The sequence below is a fragment of the Sphingomonas sp. BK580 genome (assembly GCF_014194975.1).
GTDB lineage: Bacteria > Pseudomonadota > Alphaproteobacteria > Sphingomonadales > Sphingomonadaceae > Sphingomonas.
Window position 1 is genome coordinate 199291 of record NZ_JACIAY010000004.1, and the last position, 15216, is coordinate 214506.

14 protein-coding genes are annotated in these 15216 nt (G+C 73.1%); 8 read left to right on the forward strand and 6 right to left on the reverse strand.

The genetic code is table 11. From position 1 onward, the window contains the following. Positions 1-45 precede the first annotated feature (45 nt). The 4 genes from FHY05_RS09715 to recF all read right to left on the reverse strand — a co-directional run bounded on the left by FHY05_RS09715 (position 46) and on the right by recF (position 4749). Positions 46-924 (reverse strand): alpha/beta hydrolase, encoded by an 879-nt coding sequence (locus FHY05_RS09715; RefSeq protein WP_183944186.1) that lies wholly within the window; start codon positions 922-924, stop codon positions 46-48. A 3-nt stretch (positions 925-927) separates the two neighbouring features. Continuing rightward, a complete protein-coding gene (locus FHY05_RS09720; protein WP_183944187.1) occupies positions 928-2130 on the reverse strand; it encodes an MFS transporter in 1203 nt (400 codons plus the stop codon). A gap of 211 nt (positions 2131-2341) precedes the next feature. Further along, a complete protein-coding gene (locus FHY05_RS09725) occupies positions 2342-3523 on the reverse strand; it encodes an MFS transporter (RefSeq protein ID WP_183944188.1) in 1182 nt (393 codons plus the stop codon). A 188-nt stretch (positions 3524-3711) separates the two neighbouring features. Further along, on the reverse strand, positions 3712-4749 hold the full coding sequence (gene recF, locus FHY05_RS09730) for a DNA replication/repair protein RecF (RefSeq protein WP_183944189.1): 1038 nt from the start codon (positions 4747-4749) through the stop codon (positions 3712-3714). A gap of 152 nt (positions 4750-4901) precedes the next feature. Between recF and rarD the strand changes: the two genes are divergently transcribed. Continuing rightward, positions 4902-5792, forward strand: coding sequence for an EamA family transporter RarD (gene rarD / locus FHY05_RS09735; protein ID WP_260181445.1), 891 nt, complete (start codon positions 4902-4904; stop codon positions 5790-5792). A 146-nt stretch (positions 5793-5938) separates the two neighbouring features. On the opposite strand, the gene FHY05_RS09740 is transcribed toward rarD, so the two are convergent. Further along, positions 5939-6700 carry a Coq4 family protein gene (locus tag FHY05_RS09740; RefSeq protein ID WP_183944348.1) on the reverse strand — a complete coding sequence of 254 codons (762 nt, stop codon included), beginning with the start codon at positions 6698-6700 and terminating at the stop codon, positions 5939-5941. 61 nt (positions 6701-6761) lie between these two features. Next, entirely contained in the window at positions 6762-8021 is a 1260-nt protein-coding gene (locus tag FHY05_RS09745) for a dicarboxylate/amino acid:cation symporter (RefSeq protein ID WP_183944191.1), read from the reverse strand. A gap of 69 nt (positions 8022-8090) precedes the next feature. Between FHY05_RS09745 and glmM the strand changes: the two genes are divergently transcribed. The 7 genes from glmM to FHY05_RS09780 all read left to right on the forward strand — a co-directional run bounded on the left by glmM (position 8091) and on the right by FHY05_RS09780 (position 15206). After that, on the forward strand, positions 8091-9428 hold the full coding sequence (gene glmM, locus FHY05_RS09750; RefSeq protein ID WP_183944192.1) for a phosphoglucosamine mutase: 1338 nt from the start codon (positions 8091-8093) through the stop codon (positions 9426-9428). A 234-nt stretch (positions 9429-9662) separates the two neighbouring features. Further along, positions 9663-9887 carry a DUF1272 domain-containing protein gene (locus tag FHY05_RS09755; RefSeq protein ID WP_183944349.1) on the forward strand — a complete coding sequence of 75 codons (225 nt, stop codon included), beginning with the start codon at positions 9663-9665 and terminating at the stop codon, positions 9885-9887. After that, complete coding sequence (gene thiD / locus FHY05_RS09760; RefSeq protein ID WP_183944193.1) at positions 9884-11053, forward strand: bifunctional hydroxymethylpyrimidine kinase/phosphomethylpyrimidine kinase; 1170 nt, start codon at positions 9884-9886, stop codon at positions 11051-11053. Before FHY05_RS09755 ends, thiD begins: the two co-directional genes overlap by 4 nt. Beyond that, positions 11053-11661, forward strand: a complete 609-nt coding sequence (locus FHY05_RS09765) for a ribonuclease HII (RefSeq protein WP_183944194.1) — start codon at positions 11053-11055, stop codon at positions 11659-11661. The genes thiD and FHY05_RS09765 overlap by 1 nt, the downstream gene beginning before the upstream one ends. 180 nt (positions 11662-11841) lie before the next feature. Beyond that, positions 11842-12972: a site-specific DNA-methyltransferase gene (locus FHY05_RS09770; protein WP_183944195.1), complete on the forward strand. Its 1131-nt coding sequence runs from the start codon at positions 11842-11844 to the stop codon at positions 12970-12972. A gap of 119 nt (positions 12973-13091) precedes the next feature. Continuing rightward, positions 13092-14138, forward strand: a complete 1047-nt coding sequence (gene folP, locus FHY05_RS09775) for a dihydropteroate synthase (protein ID WP_183944196.1) — start codon at positions 13092-13094, stop codon at positions 14136-14138. Positions 14139-14321: 183 nt separating this feature from the next. Further along, positions 14322-15206: a bestrophin family protein gene (locus FHY05_RS09780; protein ID WP_183944197.1), complete on the forward strand. Its 885-nt coding sequence runs from the start codon at positions 14322-14324 to the stop codon at positions 15204-15206. The last annotated feature ends 10 nt before the right edge of the window (positions 15207-15216 follow it).

The window sequence follows — 15216 nt, forward strand, 5'->3', positions numbered from 1 at the left end:
ATATAGGCACGGCGCCCCTCCAACGGAAGCGAAATGGCGCCCTTCTCAGCCGAGGAACTGGTCGATCCGCGCCAGCACGCGCTCGCGGATCGGGTCGGCCTCGCGCAGCAGCTCGTGGCCGCGGCCGGGCAGCAGCTCGAGCTCGCCGAGCGGGAGGATCCGCGCGGCACGCGCCACGCCACGCGGCGACACGATCGGGTCGCGCCGCGACACCAGTAGCAGCGCGCGCGTGTCCACCGCGGCGAGCGCGGCGGGGCGCAGCCGGGCGATCGAGGCGCAGGCGGCGCGAGTCCAGCCCCAGCTCGGCGCGCCCGAGGCGATCTGCGGGTGGTTCGTCTTCCACCAGACCTTGTCGGCCTGCCGCTCGGGGCAGGAGGTCATGCGCCCGCCGACGTTGCCCGCGTCGCCCTCCCACACGCGCCGCTCGCCGCGGCCGGCGCGAGCCGCCGCGGCGGCGAGCGCGGCGATCGCCGGCGTGGCGAGCGGGCCGGCGCGCAGTCCCAGCATCGGCGACGACAGCACCGCGGCGTCGAAGCGCGCGCGCTTCTCGGCGAGCAGCCGCAGCAGCAGGTGTGCGCCCATCGAATGCGCCACCGCCACGGCCGCCGGTCGCGCGGCGACGAACTCGGCGAGATCGTCGAGTAGCGGGTCGAGGCTGTCGAGGTGGTTGACCAGCGGGTCGCGCCCGATCCGCCCCGAGCCGCCCTGGCCACGCCAGTCGAAGCCGGTGATGCTCCACCCGCGCCCGCGCCAATGCGCCATCGCCTCCAGGTACTTCTCCGCGAAATCGCCGCGTCCGCCGAGGAACAGCAAACGCCCGCGCGGCGCCGGCGCGGGCCAGTCATAGGCGCGTAAGGCCCAGCCGTCGCGCGCGCGCCAGGTCGTGAAGGCGAGCCCGGGCGGGTGGCGGCGACGGTCGAGCATCGCTCAGCCGTCGCCGCGCTGGCGCAGCGAGAGGAACAGCAGCGCCGCCGCCACCATCGCCCCGGCGCCGAGCGCGAGCGCGAGATCATAGGCGCCGGTCGCGTCGCGCAGTCGCCCGAAGCCGACCACGCCCGCGGCGGTGCCGAGCAGGGCGATCACCAGCAGCGAGCCGTACGTCTCGCCGTACGCGCCGACCCCGAACAGCCGCGCCGCGAAGAAGGGCAGCAGGTCGTTCTCCGCGCCGTTCATCAGCCCCGCGACGAAGACGATGAGCCACAGCGCGGCGAGACCGGGCGCGCGCAGCTCGAGCAGCGCGAAGCCGGCGGCGGACAGCAGCGCCACCGCGGCGGCGACGCGGTGCGGGGCGAGCCGGTCGACCAGCGCGCCGATCGCGACGCGCGCGACCAGCTGCGCGCTGCCGAACGCGGTGACGAGCAGCGCCGCCTCGATCACGCCCAGCCCGCGCTCCAGCCCGAGCGGCACGAGCTGGGTGACCAGCCCGACCGTCGCGAAATTGACGCAGAAGGCGGTGAGCCCCAGCCGCCAGAAGCGCGCCTGACGCCGCGCCGCGCGCGCGCTGGGGCCGCGCGCGGCGTCTACCGGCGCCACCGGTCCGACGCGGCGCAGCGCGAGCAGGGTCAGCGGCAACGCCACCGCCACGACATGGATGGCGAGGACGACGAAGCCGCCGCGCCAGCCGTGACGCGTGATCGCCGCCCCGACGATCGGCGGCATCAGCAGGGTGGTGACCGACAGGCCGGAGGTCGCGACGCCGAGCGCCAGCCCGCGATGCGCGACGAAGCGGGTCGCGATCAGCCGCCCGTAGGCGACCGCGCTGGTGCCGGGCACGCCGAGCGCGAGACACAGCACCATCACTTGATAATGCCACAGCTCGCCCGCCAGCCGCGTGAAGGAGAGATAGGTGGCGCCGAGCAGCAGCAGCGAGAAAGCGATGACGGGAATGGGCCCGGCGCGGTCGGTGGCGCGGCCGAAGAAGGGGATGGCGACACAGCCGAGCAGCCCCACGCCCGCGGCGGTGGCGATCTCGCCGCGCGTCCAGCCGAACTCGGCGATCAGGCCGGGAATGAACAGGCTGGAGATGTTCTGGAACAGCCCGGGTCCCGCGCCCATGCCGACCAGCCCGCCCAGCACGAGCGGCCAGCCCGCGCGCCACTCGGCGCCGGCGCGGTGATTCGGTATACCCATGCGCGCGAAGCCCTAGGACGGTTGGCCGCGAGGCGGCCAGCGCGGGCGTGTACATTTCGGTTCGTCTTGGGTCGGAATGTCGGGCGGCGACGTGGCGCGAGGCTGCGACGCGATCACTGCTTCCCCGCGGAGAACGATGGTGGCCGGCTCCTCTAGGAAGACCGGCGCGATCCTCGTCTCCGCGCCCACCACGCGGGCGCCAGCCCCGGGGTCAGAGCGGTTCGCCAGCCTTCGGCAGCGCGCGGTCGGGCAGCAGCAGAAAGCAGCCGCAGGCGAGCAGCAGCGCGCCGGCGCCGCACGCCAGCGCGGGCGTGTAGGTGCCAGTGGCGTCGTGCAGCCGGCCGAAGCCGATGATCCCCACCGCGGTGCCGGACAGGGCCAGCGGCATCGCGGTGCCGTAGATCTCGGCATAGGCGCGCAGCCCGAACAGTCGCGCCGCGAAGAAGGGCAGCAGGTCGTTCTCCGCGCCGTTCATCAGCCCGGCGAGGAACACCAGCAGCAACAAGGTCGCCTGGCCCTGCGGCGCGAGCGCGAGCAGCACGAACGCCACCGCCGACACCAGCGCGAACCCCGCCGCGACGGGCTGAGGTCGCAGCCGGTCGACCAGCACGCCGACCATCAGCCGCCCCGCGATCGCGCTCGCGGCGAAAGCGGTCAGCAGCAGCGCCGCCTGCGCCGCGCTCTGGCCGAACTCGAGCCCGATCGGCACCAGTTGTGTCACCAGCCCGGTCGTCGCCGCGTTGATCAGCAGCGCCGAGGTGACGAGGATCCAGAAGCGCCGATCGCGCCGCGCGTCGCGCGCCGACACGCCGCTCGCCTCGCTCGGCGGGGCGCGCGGGGCGACGATCGCGCGCGGCGCGCGACGGATCGCGAGCAGGATCAGCGGCAGCGCCAGCACCGAACTTCCCGCCGCCAGCGCGACGAAGCCGTAGCGCCAGCCATAGCGTCCGATCACCCAGCCGAGCGCGGGGGCGGCGACGATGGTGGCGAGCGCCAGCCCGGACGTGCCCAGCGCCAGCGCGAGCCCGCGTCGTCGGTCGAACGCCGCCGCGATCAGCTTGCCATAGGCCAGGCTGCTCGTCCCCGGTATGGTGAGCACCAGCAGCAGCACGCCGACCTGATAGCGCCAGATCGCGCCGCCGATCGAGGCGAGCCACAGATAGGCGATTCCGAGCAGCAGCATGGAGGCGGTGATCACCGGTCGCACACCGAAGCGATCGGCGATGCGCCCGATCAGGGGCGCCGCGAGCGCGCCCAGCAGAGCGAGCCCGGCCGCGGTGGCGATCTCGCCGCGCGACCAGCCGAAGCTGCGCTCCAGCCCGGGCGTGAACAGGCTGGACAGATTCTGGTAGAGGCCGGGGCCGAGCCCCGCACCGAGCATCGCCGCCGACACCAGCGGCCAGCCCCGTCGCCACTCGCCCGCGCCCTCTGACGGTGCGCGCTCGGTCGCGAGGGGGAAGGCGGGCTCGGTCAGCGGCGTGGTCCTGCGTGCGGCGCGCGCGGCGCCGGATGATCAACGCCGCCTGCGCGCTTTTGCGGTGCGACGCAACGCCGCTGCGACGCGGGGATCGCGTCGCCCGGTCACAGCGCCAGGCGCGTCGCCTCGCCCGCCGCGGCGAACAGCGCTGGCTCGGTCCCCGTCATCCACACCTGACCCAGCGGGGCGAGCCGCTCGAACAAGGCGGCGCGGCGCGCGGGGTCGAGGTGCGCGGCGATCTCGTCGAGCAGCAGCAGCGGCGCGCGGCCGGTCGCGGTGGCGACCAGCTCGGCATGGGCGAGGACGATGCCGAGCAATAGCGCCTTCTGTTCGCCGGTCGAGGCGCTCGCGGCGGGGCGGGCCTTGTCGACGTGCGTGACGAGCAGGTCGGCGCGGTGCGGTCCGGCGAGCGTGCGCCCTGCCGCGGCGTCCCGCGAACGGCCCGCGCGCAGTTCGGCGGCGAGCGTCTCGGCATCGCCGCTCCAGCCGGCGAGCGCGAGCGCGGCGCGCGGTACCGCCCCCGCCGGCTGCGCCGCCAGCGCGTCGCCCAGCGCCGCGACGGTGCGCCGGCGCGCGGCGTCGAGCGCCGCGCCGTGCTGCGCCATCTGCGCCTCCAGCGCGACGAGCCAGTCACGGTCGGGCGCCGGCTCGGCGAGCAGGCGGTTGCGGTCGCGCATCGCCGCCTCGTAGCGGATGCCGTGGCGCGCGTGCTCGGGGGCGAGCGCCAGCGTGAGCCGGTCGAGGAAGCGACGACGCTCGCCCGCCGCCTCGGTGAACAGCCGGTCCATCGCCGGGGTGAGCCAGAGAACCGCGACGCGCTCGGCCAGCGCGCCGGCGCCGGCCGCGGCGCCGTTGACCCGCACGACCCGTCGCTCGGGCGCGCCCGCCAGCGCCCCGGTGGCGAGCTCGACGCCGTCGCCCAGTGTCGCGGCGACGCCGAAGCCGCCCGGTCCGTCGGCGCGCGCGATCTCGGACAAGGGCGCGCGGCGCAGTCCGCGGCCGGGCGCGAGCAGCGACACCGCCTCGAGCACGTTGGTCTTCCCCGCCCCGTTGGGGCCAGTCAGGATGACGAAGCCCGGCGCGGGGGCGAGGCTCAGCGCCGCGTGATTGCGGACATCGGTGAGGACCAGGCGCGCGAGCATCGCCCGCGGCTGTAAGCGCTGCAAGCGGAAGCGGCAACGCGCCACACCCTAGTCGGCGTCGGAGGGCGCGCGCAAGGCAGCGCCACCGCACTGGGTCATGACGGGAGCGCGACGACTTGCGCCGGGGCGGTCGGCGGGCGATGGCGACCGGCATGCCCGACCGTCCCGCCTCGACCCGCACCGGCCTGCTGCTCGGAGTCGGCGCCTTCGTGTGCTGGGGGCTGCTGCCGCTCTACCTGCACCTGCTCGACTCGGTGCCGGCGCTGCAGGTGCTGGCCTATCGCGTGATCTTCTCGCTGCTGCTGCTGGTCGCGATCGTCGCCGCGCTGGGACGCGGGCGTTCGATCCTGCGGGAAGCGCGCGGGCGCACGCTGGCGCTGCTCAGCGCGACCGCGCTGCTGATCGCGGTCAATTGGTTCGTCTACATCTGGTCGGTGCAGAACGGCCATGTGCTCGAGGCGAGCCTCGGTTACTTCATCAACCCGCTGCTCAACGTGCTGCTCGGCGTCGCGGTGCTGCGCGAGCGGATCACGCGGGTGCAGGCCGGCGCGGTCGCGATCGCCGGGGTGGGGGTGGTGCTGCTCGCGCTCGACGGCGGCGGGGCGCTGTGGATCCCGCTCGCGCTGGCGGTGAGCTTCGGGCTGTACGGGCTCATCCGCAAGGTGGTGGCGATCGACGCGCTGGGGGGGCTGCTGATCGAGACGGCGCTGCTGCTGGTGCCCGCCGTCGCGATCGTCGCCTGGGCGCATGCGCATGGCAGCGGCGCCTTCGGTCAGACCACGCGCCTCGACCTGCTGCTGGTGCTCGCGGGCGCGGTGACCGCGGCACCACTGCTGATGTTCGCCGCGGCGGCGCGGCGGCTGCGCTACGCGACGGTGGGGCTGCTGCAATATATCGGGCCGACGCTGCAGTTCCTCGAGGCGGTGCTGATCTTCGGCGAGCCGCTCCGCCCGGCGCAGTTGCTGAGCTTCGCGCTGATCTGGACCGCCTGCGCGCTCTACGCGGCGGCGGGCTGGCGCGCGGCGCCGGGCGAGAGAAGCTGAGCCGCCCGATCCGCGCTCACGCTGGGCTCCCGCGCACGCAGGCGCCCGGAGCCACGAACGTCTATCCCGCCGCGCTGGACTCCGGCGTTCGTTCGAGAACAGTGCGGCTCAGGTCGTGCAGCAGCCTGCGCGAGCGACTGGCACGCTCACGCTGCTGCCCCGCGCGCGCCGCCGAACGAGTCGATCGCCGCGCCCAGCACGCGACGGGCACGCTGATAGGCGTGCGGCTCGCGGATGCCCAGCCGCGCCCGCGCCGCGGCGAGCGGCTCGTCGAGCAGCGTCCTCGGGTCCTCCGCCACCAGCCACACGGCCGCACGGCCGTGGCGATAGCCCTCCCACACCGCGCGCGCGAACAGCGTGCTGCGCGTCACCGCGAGGCTCTTCACCGAGGCCGCGACCGCGATCAGCGCCCAGCCCAGGCCGCCGACCTGGGCGAAGCTGAACGCGACCAGCGCGGCTTCGCCGAGCGGGTCGTCGGCCTGGTAGCCGGTCAGCACGTGCCAGAGATCGTGCAGGTCGCGGATGCGACGGCCCATCCAGCCATAGGGATGTTCGGCACCCCAGGCGTCGGCATGGTCCGCCTCGCTGACCGCGACGAGCCCGTCGGCGGTATAGCCGGTGGTGGCGAGGAAGTCGCGATAGGCGGCGCCGACCGTGCCCGGCACGTGTCGCGCCACCGCCGCGGGATCGGCGAGCAGCGCGGCGAGCTCGGCACGCTCATAGGCGATCCGGCCGCCCGCCGAGGAGGCGATCAGGCGCGCGTAGTTGGCGGGGGCGTTGCCGGTGTTGAGCGCGCGCATGATGCGGAAGACCTGGCGCGTGTCGTCGGGGTCGCGCATCAGCCGCCGCACCGCGTCGACCGCGCCGCGCCAGTCGCGCCGTCCGCTGGTGCCGGGATAGGGGGGCATGCGGGTCACGCGAAGACTCCTTACTGACAGTCCTGTCAATAAAGGAGATGGTTCGCCTTCGTCAAGCGTCCGGGCCGGGCGGACCCGAGGGGTCATCCGCGTCGCCGCGTCGGCCCAGCAGCGCGGTGGTGGCGATGTCCATCGTCACGTTGCCCACGGTGCGGACGATGTCGGGGATCGTCTCCACCGCCACCAGCAGCCCCAGCGGCGCGATCGGCGCACCGATCGTGCCCGCGATCGGCGCGATCGCGCTAACGTAGCTCACCGTGCCGGGCAGGCTGACCGAGCCAAGCGAGGTCAGCGTCGCCACCACCACGCCGATCGCGAGCGTCGCCGGCGACAGCGTGACGCCGAACCAGGTCGCCACGTAGATCGCTACCGCGAGGTTCATCGCCGGCCCGGTCGCGCGGAAGATCGCGACCGCCAACGGCAGCGTCACGCCGGCGACCCGCACCTCGACGCCGAGGCCGCGCGCGCCCTCGATCATCGCCGGCATCGAGGCGAGCGAGCTCTGTGTGCTGATCGCCACCGCCTGCGCCGGCAGCGTCGCCCGCGCGAAGGCGCCGAGCGGCAGGTGCGCACCCAGCCGCGCGATCGGATAGGCCAGCAGCATCACCGCCACGCCCGAGGCGCTCACGATCAGGATATAGTGGATCAGCGCGCCGAACGCGCCGGTGCCCGCGCGCGCGCCCACCACCAGCGCGAGCGCCAGCACGCCCGCGGGCGCGATCCACAGCACCCAGTCGATCACCACCAGCATCGCGTCGCGCAAGGCGGTGAAGAGGCGCACCAGCAGGTCGCGCTGCGCGCGCTCGATCCGCGCGATCGCGAAGGCGAAGGCCAAGGTGAAGATGATCAGCGAGAGGAAGGCGTCGTTCGCCGCCGCCTGGATCACGTTGGTCGGCACGATGCCGGCGAAGAACTCGCCGAGCGGCGGCACCGCGGGCACCGCGCTCGCGTCGGACAGCGCGCGGCGCAGCGCCGCGGCCGAGGCGGCGGGCAGCGGCGCGAGCGCCAGCAGCAGCGGGGTCAGCAGCGCCGCGATCGTCGCCGAGGTGGCGAGCAAGGCGACGTAGAGCGCGATCGCGCGCGCCGCCAGCCGCCCGGCACGCGCCGCCTCCGCGGTCGCGGCGACCCCGGTGACCAGCAGCGAGACCACGAGCGGCACGATCGTCATCTGCAAGGCGTGGAGCCAGGCGGTGCCGAGCGGCTCGGCCACCGCCACCACGTTCGGCACCGCGCCGGGCGCGACGCGCGCCAGCGCGATGCCGGCGGCGAGGCCGGCGATCAGGGCAAGGAGGATACGGGTGGCCTGCGACATCAGCGCGCTCTTCGCCCTTCGTTCGTCATCGTTTATGGGAGCCCACCAGCGGAGCGAACGGAAGAGGCGATGGCAAGGAAATATTTCGGCACCGACGGCATTCGCGGACTCACCAACACCGGCGCGATGACCGCGGAGATGGCGATGAAGGTCGGCATGGCCGCCGGTCGACACTTCCTGCGCGGCGCGCATCGCCACCGCGTCGTGATCGGCAAGGACACGCGCCTGTCGGGCTACATGCTCGAGAGCGCGCTCCAGGCGGGCTTCACCAGCGTCGGCATGGACGTCACGCTGGTCGGGCCGATGCCGACGCCCGCGGTGGCGATGCTGACCAAGTCGATGCGCGCCGACATGGGCGTGATGATCTCGGCCAGCCACAACCCCTTCGCCGACAACGGCATCAAATTGTTCGGCCCGGACGGCTACAAGCTCTCCGACGAGGACGAGGAGGCGATCGAGGCGGCGATCGACGGCGAGGTGGCGCTGGCCGCCGCGGGCGAGATCGGCCGCGCCAAGCGGATCGACGACGCGCGCGGTCGCTATATCCACTTCGCGAAGTCGACCTTCCCGAACGACCTGCGCCTCGACGGGCTCAAGGTGGTGGTCGATTGCGCCAACGGCGCGGCCTATCAGGTCGCGCCCGAGGCCTTGTGGGAGCTCGGCGGCGACCTCGTCCAGATCGGGGTCAGTCCCAACGGGCTCAACATCAACGACCGGATCGGCTCGACCCACCCCGAGGCGCTGTCGGCGGCGGTGGTGGAGCACGGTGCCGCGATCGGCATCGCGCTCGACGGCGACGCCGACCGGCTGATCGTGGTCGACGAGCGCGGCCGCGTGATCGACGGCGACCAGCTGATGGCGACGATCGCGGCGGGCTGGGCGCGCGCCGGGCGGCTCGCCGGCGGCGGGCTGGTCGCGACGGTCATGTCCAACCTCGGGCTGGAGCGGCATCTGTCGGCGCAGGGGCTGGGACTGATCCGCACCAAGGTGGGCGACCGCTACGTGCTCGAGGCGATGCGGCGGCGCGGCTACAACGTCGGGGGCGAGCAGTCGGGGCATATCATCCTGTCCGACTATGCCACCACGGGGGACGGGCTGGTCGCCGCGCTCCAGGTGCTCGCCGAACTGTGCCGCGCCGGCGCGCCGGCGAGCGAGGTGCTTCACCGTTTCGAGCCGCTGCCGCAGCTGCTCAAGAACGTGCGCTTCGCCGGCGGCAAGCCGCTCGAGCAGGACGGGGTGAAGGCGGTGATCGCCGAGGCCGAGGCCGAGTTGGCGGGCACCGGCCGGCTGGTGATCCGCCCCTCGGGCACGGAGCCGGTGATCCGCGTGATGGCCGAGGGCGATGACCCGCAGCAGGTCGAGCGCGTGGTGGACCGCATCTGCGACGCGGTGCGCGCCGCGGCGTGAAGGGGTAGGTGGGCCTGTCCCTCCTCTTCTTCCCACCCCGGCGGACGCCGGGGTCCGGGTGGGGGACGGCGCTGAGTCCCATGACGGCCTTCCCAACCGGAACCCGGCGTTCGCCGGGGTGGAGGAAGGAGGTTCGTCGCCGTCGGCCCGCGACGGCGCCGAGGAGCGGGCCGTGTGCACTCTTCCACCCTGATCCCGCGTGACCTCGCGCGCGCGCGGCGCTATGGCGCGCGCATGCTGGAGATGCGTCCCGATTGCGAGCGCTGCGGCGTCGATCTGCCCGCCGACGCGGGCGGCGCGTTCATCTGCTCGCTCGAATGTACCTATTGTGCCGACTGCGCCGACGACCTCGACGAGCGCTGCCCGGGCTGCGGCGGCGAGCTGCTCGATCGCCCCGCGCGGGTCGGCGCGACGCTGAAGAGATACCCCGCCGCGACCGAGCGGCGCCACCGCGGATGATGCCGCGCGTGCTGATCGTCGCCGGCTCGGACTCGGGCGGCGGCGCGGGGATCCAGGCCGACATCAAGACCGTCACGATGCTCGGCGGCCATGCCATGACCGCGATCACCGCGATCACCGCGCAGAACACGCTCGGCGTCCAGGCGGTCGCGGCGCTGTCGCCCGACATGGTGCGGCAGCAGATGGCGAGCGTGGTCGCGGACCTCGGCGTCGATTCGGTCAAGATCGGCATGCTCGGCGGCGCCGACATCGCCGCGGTGGTCGCCGAGGAGCTGGCGGGCGGGCGCTACGGGCGCGCGATCGTGCTCGACCCGGTGATGGTGGCGAGCAGCGGCGCGGTGCTGGCCGACGCCGCCACGATCGCGGCGTTCGAGCGGCTGGCACGGCTCAGCGCGCTGGTCACGCCGAACCTGCCCGAGCTGGCGGCGCTGTGCGGGGTCGACACGCTCGCGGCCGACGACGTGACGACGGCGGCGCGCGACTATGCCGCCGCGATCGGGACGCCGCTGCTGGTGAAGGGCGGCCACGCCGAGGGCGAGATCGTGGTCGACCGGCTGATCGGCCCCGGCGGCGAGATCCTGCGCTGGGAAGCGCCGCGGATCGACACGCGCCACAGCCACGGCACCGGCTGCACGCTGGCGAGCGCGATCGCCGAGGGGCTCGCGCGCGGCCTCGCGCTGCCGCAGGCGATCGAGCGCGCGCGGGTGTTCGTCCGGGTCGCGCTGCGCGAGTCGCCGGGGCTGGGCGGCGGGCACGGACCGATGGGACACGCGCGCGTCCGGCTCGACGTCGCCGCGGCGGCGCCGACGCTCAACCAGGTGACGCTGCCGATGACGGATCACGCCGCGACGCTCGCTTTCTACCGCGGGCTCGGGCTGACCCCGATCGTCGCCAGCGGCGAGCGCTACGCGCGGTTCGAGAGCGCCGGCGGCGCGACGCTGTCGATCGAGGCGGCGCAGGAGATCGGCGCCGCGCCTGTCGTCTTCCTCGAGGTCGCCGATGTCGACGCGGCGGTGGCGCACGCGCGCGCCGCCGGCGTCGCGGTCGACGAGGCGCGCGACCGGTCGTGGGGCTGGCGCGAGGCGCGGCTGCGCGATCCCTCGGGCAACGCTGTGTGTCTCTTTCAGGCGGGCGAGAACCGCCGCTTCCCGCCGTGGCGGCTCTGATGCCGGGGCTGCTCCACGAGAAGCGCTGCCTGCCGCCGGTCGCGGGCGTCGACGAGGCCGGGCGCGGGCCGCTCGCCGGGCCGGTGGTCGCCGCCGCGGTGGTGCTGCCCGCGAGAGGAGTGCCGCGCGGGATCGACGATTCGAAGAAGCTGCCCGCGGGCGAGCGCGCGCGGCTCTACGCGCGGCTGCGCGACTGCGCGATCGTCGGCGTCGGCATCGTCGAGCCCGCCGAGATCGATTCGCTCAACATCTACTGGGCGACGATGAAGGCGATGACGCTCGCGGTGGACGAACTGGCGCGCGCGCTGGGAAACGTGCCCGGTCACGTGCTGGTGGACGGCAACCGGCTGCCGCGCTGGGGCTATGCCGCGACGGCGATCGTCGGAGGCGACGCGCAGAGCCGCTCGATCGCCGCCGCCTCGATCGTCGCCAAGCACACGCGCGACCAGATCATGATCGCCGCCGCCGAATCACACCCGCAGTACGGCTGGCACTCGAACAAGGGCTATGGCTGCCCCGCGCACCTGCGCGCGCTGCGCGAGCACGGGCCATCGCCGCTGCATCGCCGCAGCTTTGCCCCCGTCGCGCAGGCGGTTCTGCCGCTCTGAGTCTTTCCCGTCACACCACCATATATCGAGTCGACCTCGCCGCGGTTGACTCAACATATAGACGTGGACTCATCTTGTTCCGCTAGCGACTCGGCTTCGGTCCGCGAGTCGCGAGGTAAAAGGCGGCTTGACGGAGCGGCGTTTCGGCGGCCTCTTGCGCGGGCAAAGGGGAGCTGATCGATGGGGGTGATGGACAAGGTCGCGCGGTCGCGGCGCGCGGCGGAGCCGGCAGAATCGCCGCTCCCGCTCGACCAGATCGTGATGGGCGACTGTATCGCGGCGATGCGCGCGCTGCCGGCCAAGTCGGTCGACATGGTCTTCGCCGACCCGCCCTATAACCTCCAGCTCGGCGGCGAGCTGTTCCGCCCCGACGGCAGCCACGTCGACGCGGTGACCGACGACTGGGACAAGTTCGACACCTTCGCCGCCTATGATGCCTTCACGCGCGCCTGGCTGGCCGAGGCGCACCGGATCCTCAAGGACGACGGCACGATCTGGGTGATCGGCAGCTACCACAACATCTTCCGGGTCGGCGCCGCGGTGCAGGACCTGGGCTATTGGATCCTCAACGACATCGTGTGGCGCAAGGCCAATCCGATGCCCAACTTCCGCGGCACGCGCTTCACCAACGCGCACGAGACGCTGATCTGGGCGTCGAAGGGCGAGAAGGCCAAATACACCTTCAACTACCGCAGCATGAAGACGCTCAACGACGAGCTGCAGATGCGCTCCGACTGGGAGTTCCCGATCTGCGGCGGGCAGGAGCGGCTCAAGAAGGGCGGCGTGAAGGTGCACCCGACGCAGAAGCCCGAGGCGCTGATCTATCGCATCCTGCTCGCCTGCACCAAGCCGGGCGACGTCGTGCTCGACCCCTTCTTCGGCACCGGGACGACCGGGGCGGTGGCCAGGCGGCTGCGACGTCGCTGGATCGGGATCGAGCGCGAACTGACCTATATCGACGCCGCGGCGGAGCGGATCGCCGCCGCGCTGCCGCTTGACGAATCGGCGCTGGCGACGATGCAGAGCCCGCGCGCGCAGCCGAAGGTGGCGTTCGGCGTGCTGGTCGAGAACGGCTATCTCACGCCCGGCACCGTGTTGGTCGACGCCAAGCGGCGGCACAGCGCGACGGTGCGCGCCGACGGTTCGCTGGCGAGCGCGTGCGGCGCGAGCGGCTCGATCCACAGGGTGGGCGCGACCGTGCAGCAGGCGCCCGCGTGCAACGGCTGGACCTTCTGGCACCGCGAGCTCGACGGCGCGCTCGAGCCGATCGACCGCGTGCGCCAGACGTACCTGCTGGCGACGCAGCCGTGAGCGAGGCGGCGCGGTAGAGCGCTCGCGTGCCGTCGTTCCCGCCGAGCGCCCGGCCGGCGCTTGGGCCGCGCCGTCAACCGCGCTAGCAGGCGGCACCCGCCCAGCAGAAGGTCCGTTCGATGCGCCTCCGCCCCGTCCACTTCGTTGACGCGCCGTTCGCCTACCCTGACGGCGCGGTGGCGCGCCTCGCCGGCGGGCTGCAGTGGTATGCCGCGTATGAGGTGAGCGGCGACGGTCCGCGACGGGTCGTCCCCGTCGGCGAGGTGGCGGCACTCGGCGAGCGCGCCGCGCTGCTGCACGCGCGCTTCACGTCACCGCGCGCGCCGCTGGCGTTGGGCGAGCGCGTGCTGCGGCTGGACCAGCCGCAGGTCGCCGCGATCCTCAACGTCACGCCCGACAGCTTCTCCGACGGCGGCGCCCACCGGGACGACCCCGCCGCCGCGGCCGCCGCCGGGATGGCGATGGCAGGGGCGGGCGCCGCACTGATCGACGTGGGCGGCGAGTCGACCCGCCCCGGCGCCGCGCTCGTCTGGGAGGAGGATGAGGCACGCCGCGTCGCGCCCGTGATCGAGCGGCTCGCCCGCGCCGGCGCGCTGGTCTCGGTCGACACGCGCAAGGCGCCGGTGATGGAGGCGGCGCTTGCCGCCGGCGCGGCGATGGTCAACGACGTCGCGGCGCTTCTGTGGGACGAGCGCGCGCTCGAGGTGGTGGTGCGCAGCGGCGCGCCGGTGATCCTGATGCACTCGCCCGATCCGACGGCCGGCGGGCACGGCCGTGTGATCTACGACGACGTGGTCGGCGAGGTGTTCGACTGGCTCGAGGCGCGGGTGGCGGCGGTGGTCGCCGCCGGGGTCGATCGCACCCGCGTGATCGTCGACCCCGGCATCGGCTTCGGCAAGTCGCTCGCGGACAATCTCGCGCTGCTCAACGGTCTCGCGATGTTCCACGGCCTCGGCTGCGCGGTGATGCTGGGCGCGAGCCGCAAGCGGCTGATCGGTGCGCTCAGCAACGAGGCGCCCGTGGAACAGCGGCTCGGCGGCTCGGTGGCGCTCGCGCTCAGGGGAGCGGGGGCGGGCGTGCAGCTGCTGCGCGTCCACGACGTCGCCGAGACGGTGCAGGCGCTGCGCGTCTGGCGCGGCCTGCGCGATCGCGCCTTGGTCGGGTGAGGGGGGAGCTGCTGCGGGCGCAGCAGCCCCGAGCCAGTGGTGCCACGACCGCGACCCCGGCGGTCGCCGGAGCACGATGCGGCTCGACCGGGTCTCGCGCCTAGCCGACGCGTCCCGCCGCCTGGCTCTGTAACATTTGGTTTCGTACGTGCAACGGCCCAGCCTAATGCGCGTTAGCCGGGCATGATCGTCACCGCCGTTCCCCGCCTCACGCAGATCGTCCGCGAAGTCTGGAAGCCACTGACGCTGTTGTTCGTCTGGGACGTGATCGTGACGGTCACCTACTACGTCCTGCCGTTCAAGGCCCCCGAACTGCCGCTGACGCTGTTCGGCTCGGCACTGGCGCTGTTCCTCGGCTTCCGCAGCAACTCGGCCTACCAGCGCTGGTGGGAGGGGCGGTCGCTGTGGGGCCTGATGATCAACGCCAGCCGCAACCTCGCGCGTGCGGCGCGCAACTATCTTCCCGATCCCGACGCGCGCGACATGAAGCGGACGATCGTGCTGCGGCAGATCGCCTACGTGAACGCGCTGCGCTGCCAATTGCGGCGGCAGAAGGCGGACGACGAGGTGCTGCGATTCCTCTCGAAAGGCGAGGCTGACTTCGCCTTGTCGCGCACCAACATCGCCAACGGTATCGTCGATGGCACCGGCCGTCGCGTCAATCTCGCGCGCGAGAACGGCTGGATCGACACGATCCAGCAGGCCTCGATCGAGGGGGTGCTGATCGACATCGCCAACGCGCAGGGCGGGATGGAGCGGCTCAAGAACACGCCGCTACCCAATCAATATCGCTTCTTCCCGATGGTGTTCACGCATCTGTTCTGCATTCTGCTGCCGATCGGGCTGGTCGAGACGCTGGGCTTCGCCACCCCGCTGGGCTCGACCGTGGCGGGACTGATGTTCCTGGCGGTGTTGGCGATCGGCGACGATCTCGTCGACCCCTTCGCCAACACCGTCCACGACCTGCCGCTGTCGGCGATGTGCCGCACGATCGAGATCGATCTGCTTCAATCGATCGGTGAGGAAGCGCCCGAGCCGCTCAAGCCCGACAACGGCGTGTTGTGGTGAGCACGCCGTC

What these genes read in the sequence shown, in the direction of transcription:
- FHY05_RS09715 (WP_183944186.1), bottom strand. Translation starts at nt 924, where the DNA reads ATGCTCGACCGTCGCCGCCACCCGCCCGGGCTCGCCTTCACGACCTGG.
- rarD (WP_260181445.1), top strand. Translation starts at nt 4,902, where the DNA reads ATGCCCGACCGTCCCGCCTCGACCCGCACCGGCCTGCTGCTCGGAGTC.
- FHY05_RS09745 (WP_183944191.1), bottom strand. Translation starts at nt 8,021, where the DNA reads ATGTCGCAGGCCACCCGTATCCTCCTTGCCCTGATCGCCGGCCTCGCC.
- FHY05_RS09780 (WP_183944197.1), top strand. Translation starts at nt 14,322, where the DNA reads ATGATCGTCACCGCCGTTCCCCGCCTCACGCAGATCGTCCGCGAAGTC.
- recF (WP_183944189.1), bottom strand. Translation starts at nt 4,749, where the DNA reads ATGCTCGCGCGCCTGGTCCTCACCGATGTCCGCAATCACGCGGCGCTG.
- FHY05_RS09770 (WP_183944195.1), top strand. Translation starts at nt 11,842, where the DNA reads ATGGGGGTGATGGACAAGGTCGCGCGGTCGCGGCGCGCGGCGGAGCCG.
- FHY05_RS09755 (WP_183944349.1), top strand. Translation starts at nt 9,663, where the DNA reads ATGCTGGAGATGCGTCCCGATTGCGAGCGCTGCGGCGTCGATCTGCCC.
- folP (WP_183944196.1), top strand. Translation starts at nt 13,092, where the DNA reads ATGCGCCTCCGCCCCGTCCACTTCGTTGACGCGCCGTTCGCCTACCCT.
- glmM (WP_183944192.1), top strand. Translation starts at nt 8,091, where the DNA reads ATGGCAAGGAAATATTTCGGCACCGACGGCATTCGCGGACTCACCAAC.
- FHY05_RS09740 (WP_183944348.1), bottom strand. Translation starts at nt 6,700, where the DNA reads ATGCCCCCCTATCCCGGCACCAGCGGACGGCGCGACTGGCGCGGCGCG.
- thiD (WP_183944193.1), top strand. Translation starts at nt 9,884, where the DNA reads ATGATGCCGCGCGTGCTGATCGTCGCCGGCTCGGACTCGGGCGGCGGC.
- FHY05_RS09720 (WP_183944187.1), bottom strand. Translation starts at nt 2,130, where the DNA reads ATGGGTATACCGAATCACCGCGCCGGCGCCGAGTGGCGCGCGGGCTGG.
- FHY05_RS09765 (WP_183944194.1), top strand. Translation starts at nt 11,053, where the DNA reads ATGCCGGGGCTGCTCCACGAGAAGCGCTGCCTGCCGCCGGTCGCGGGC.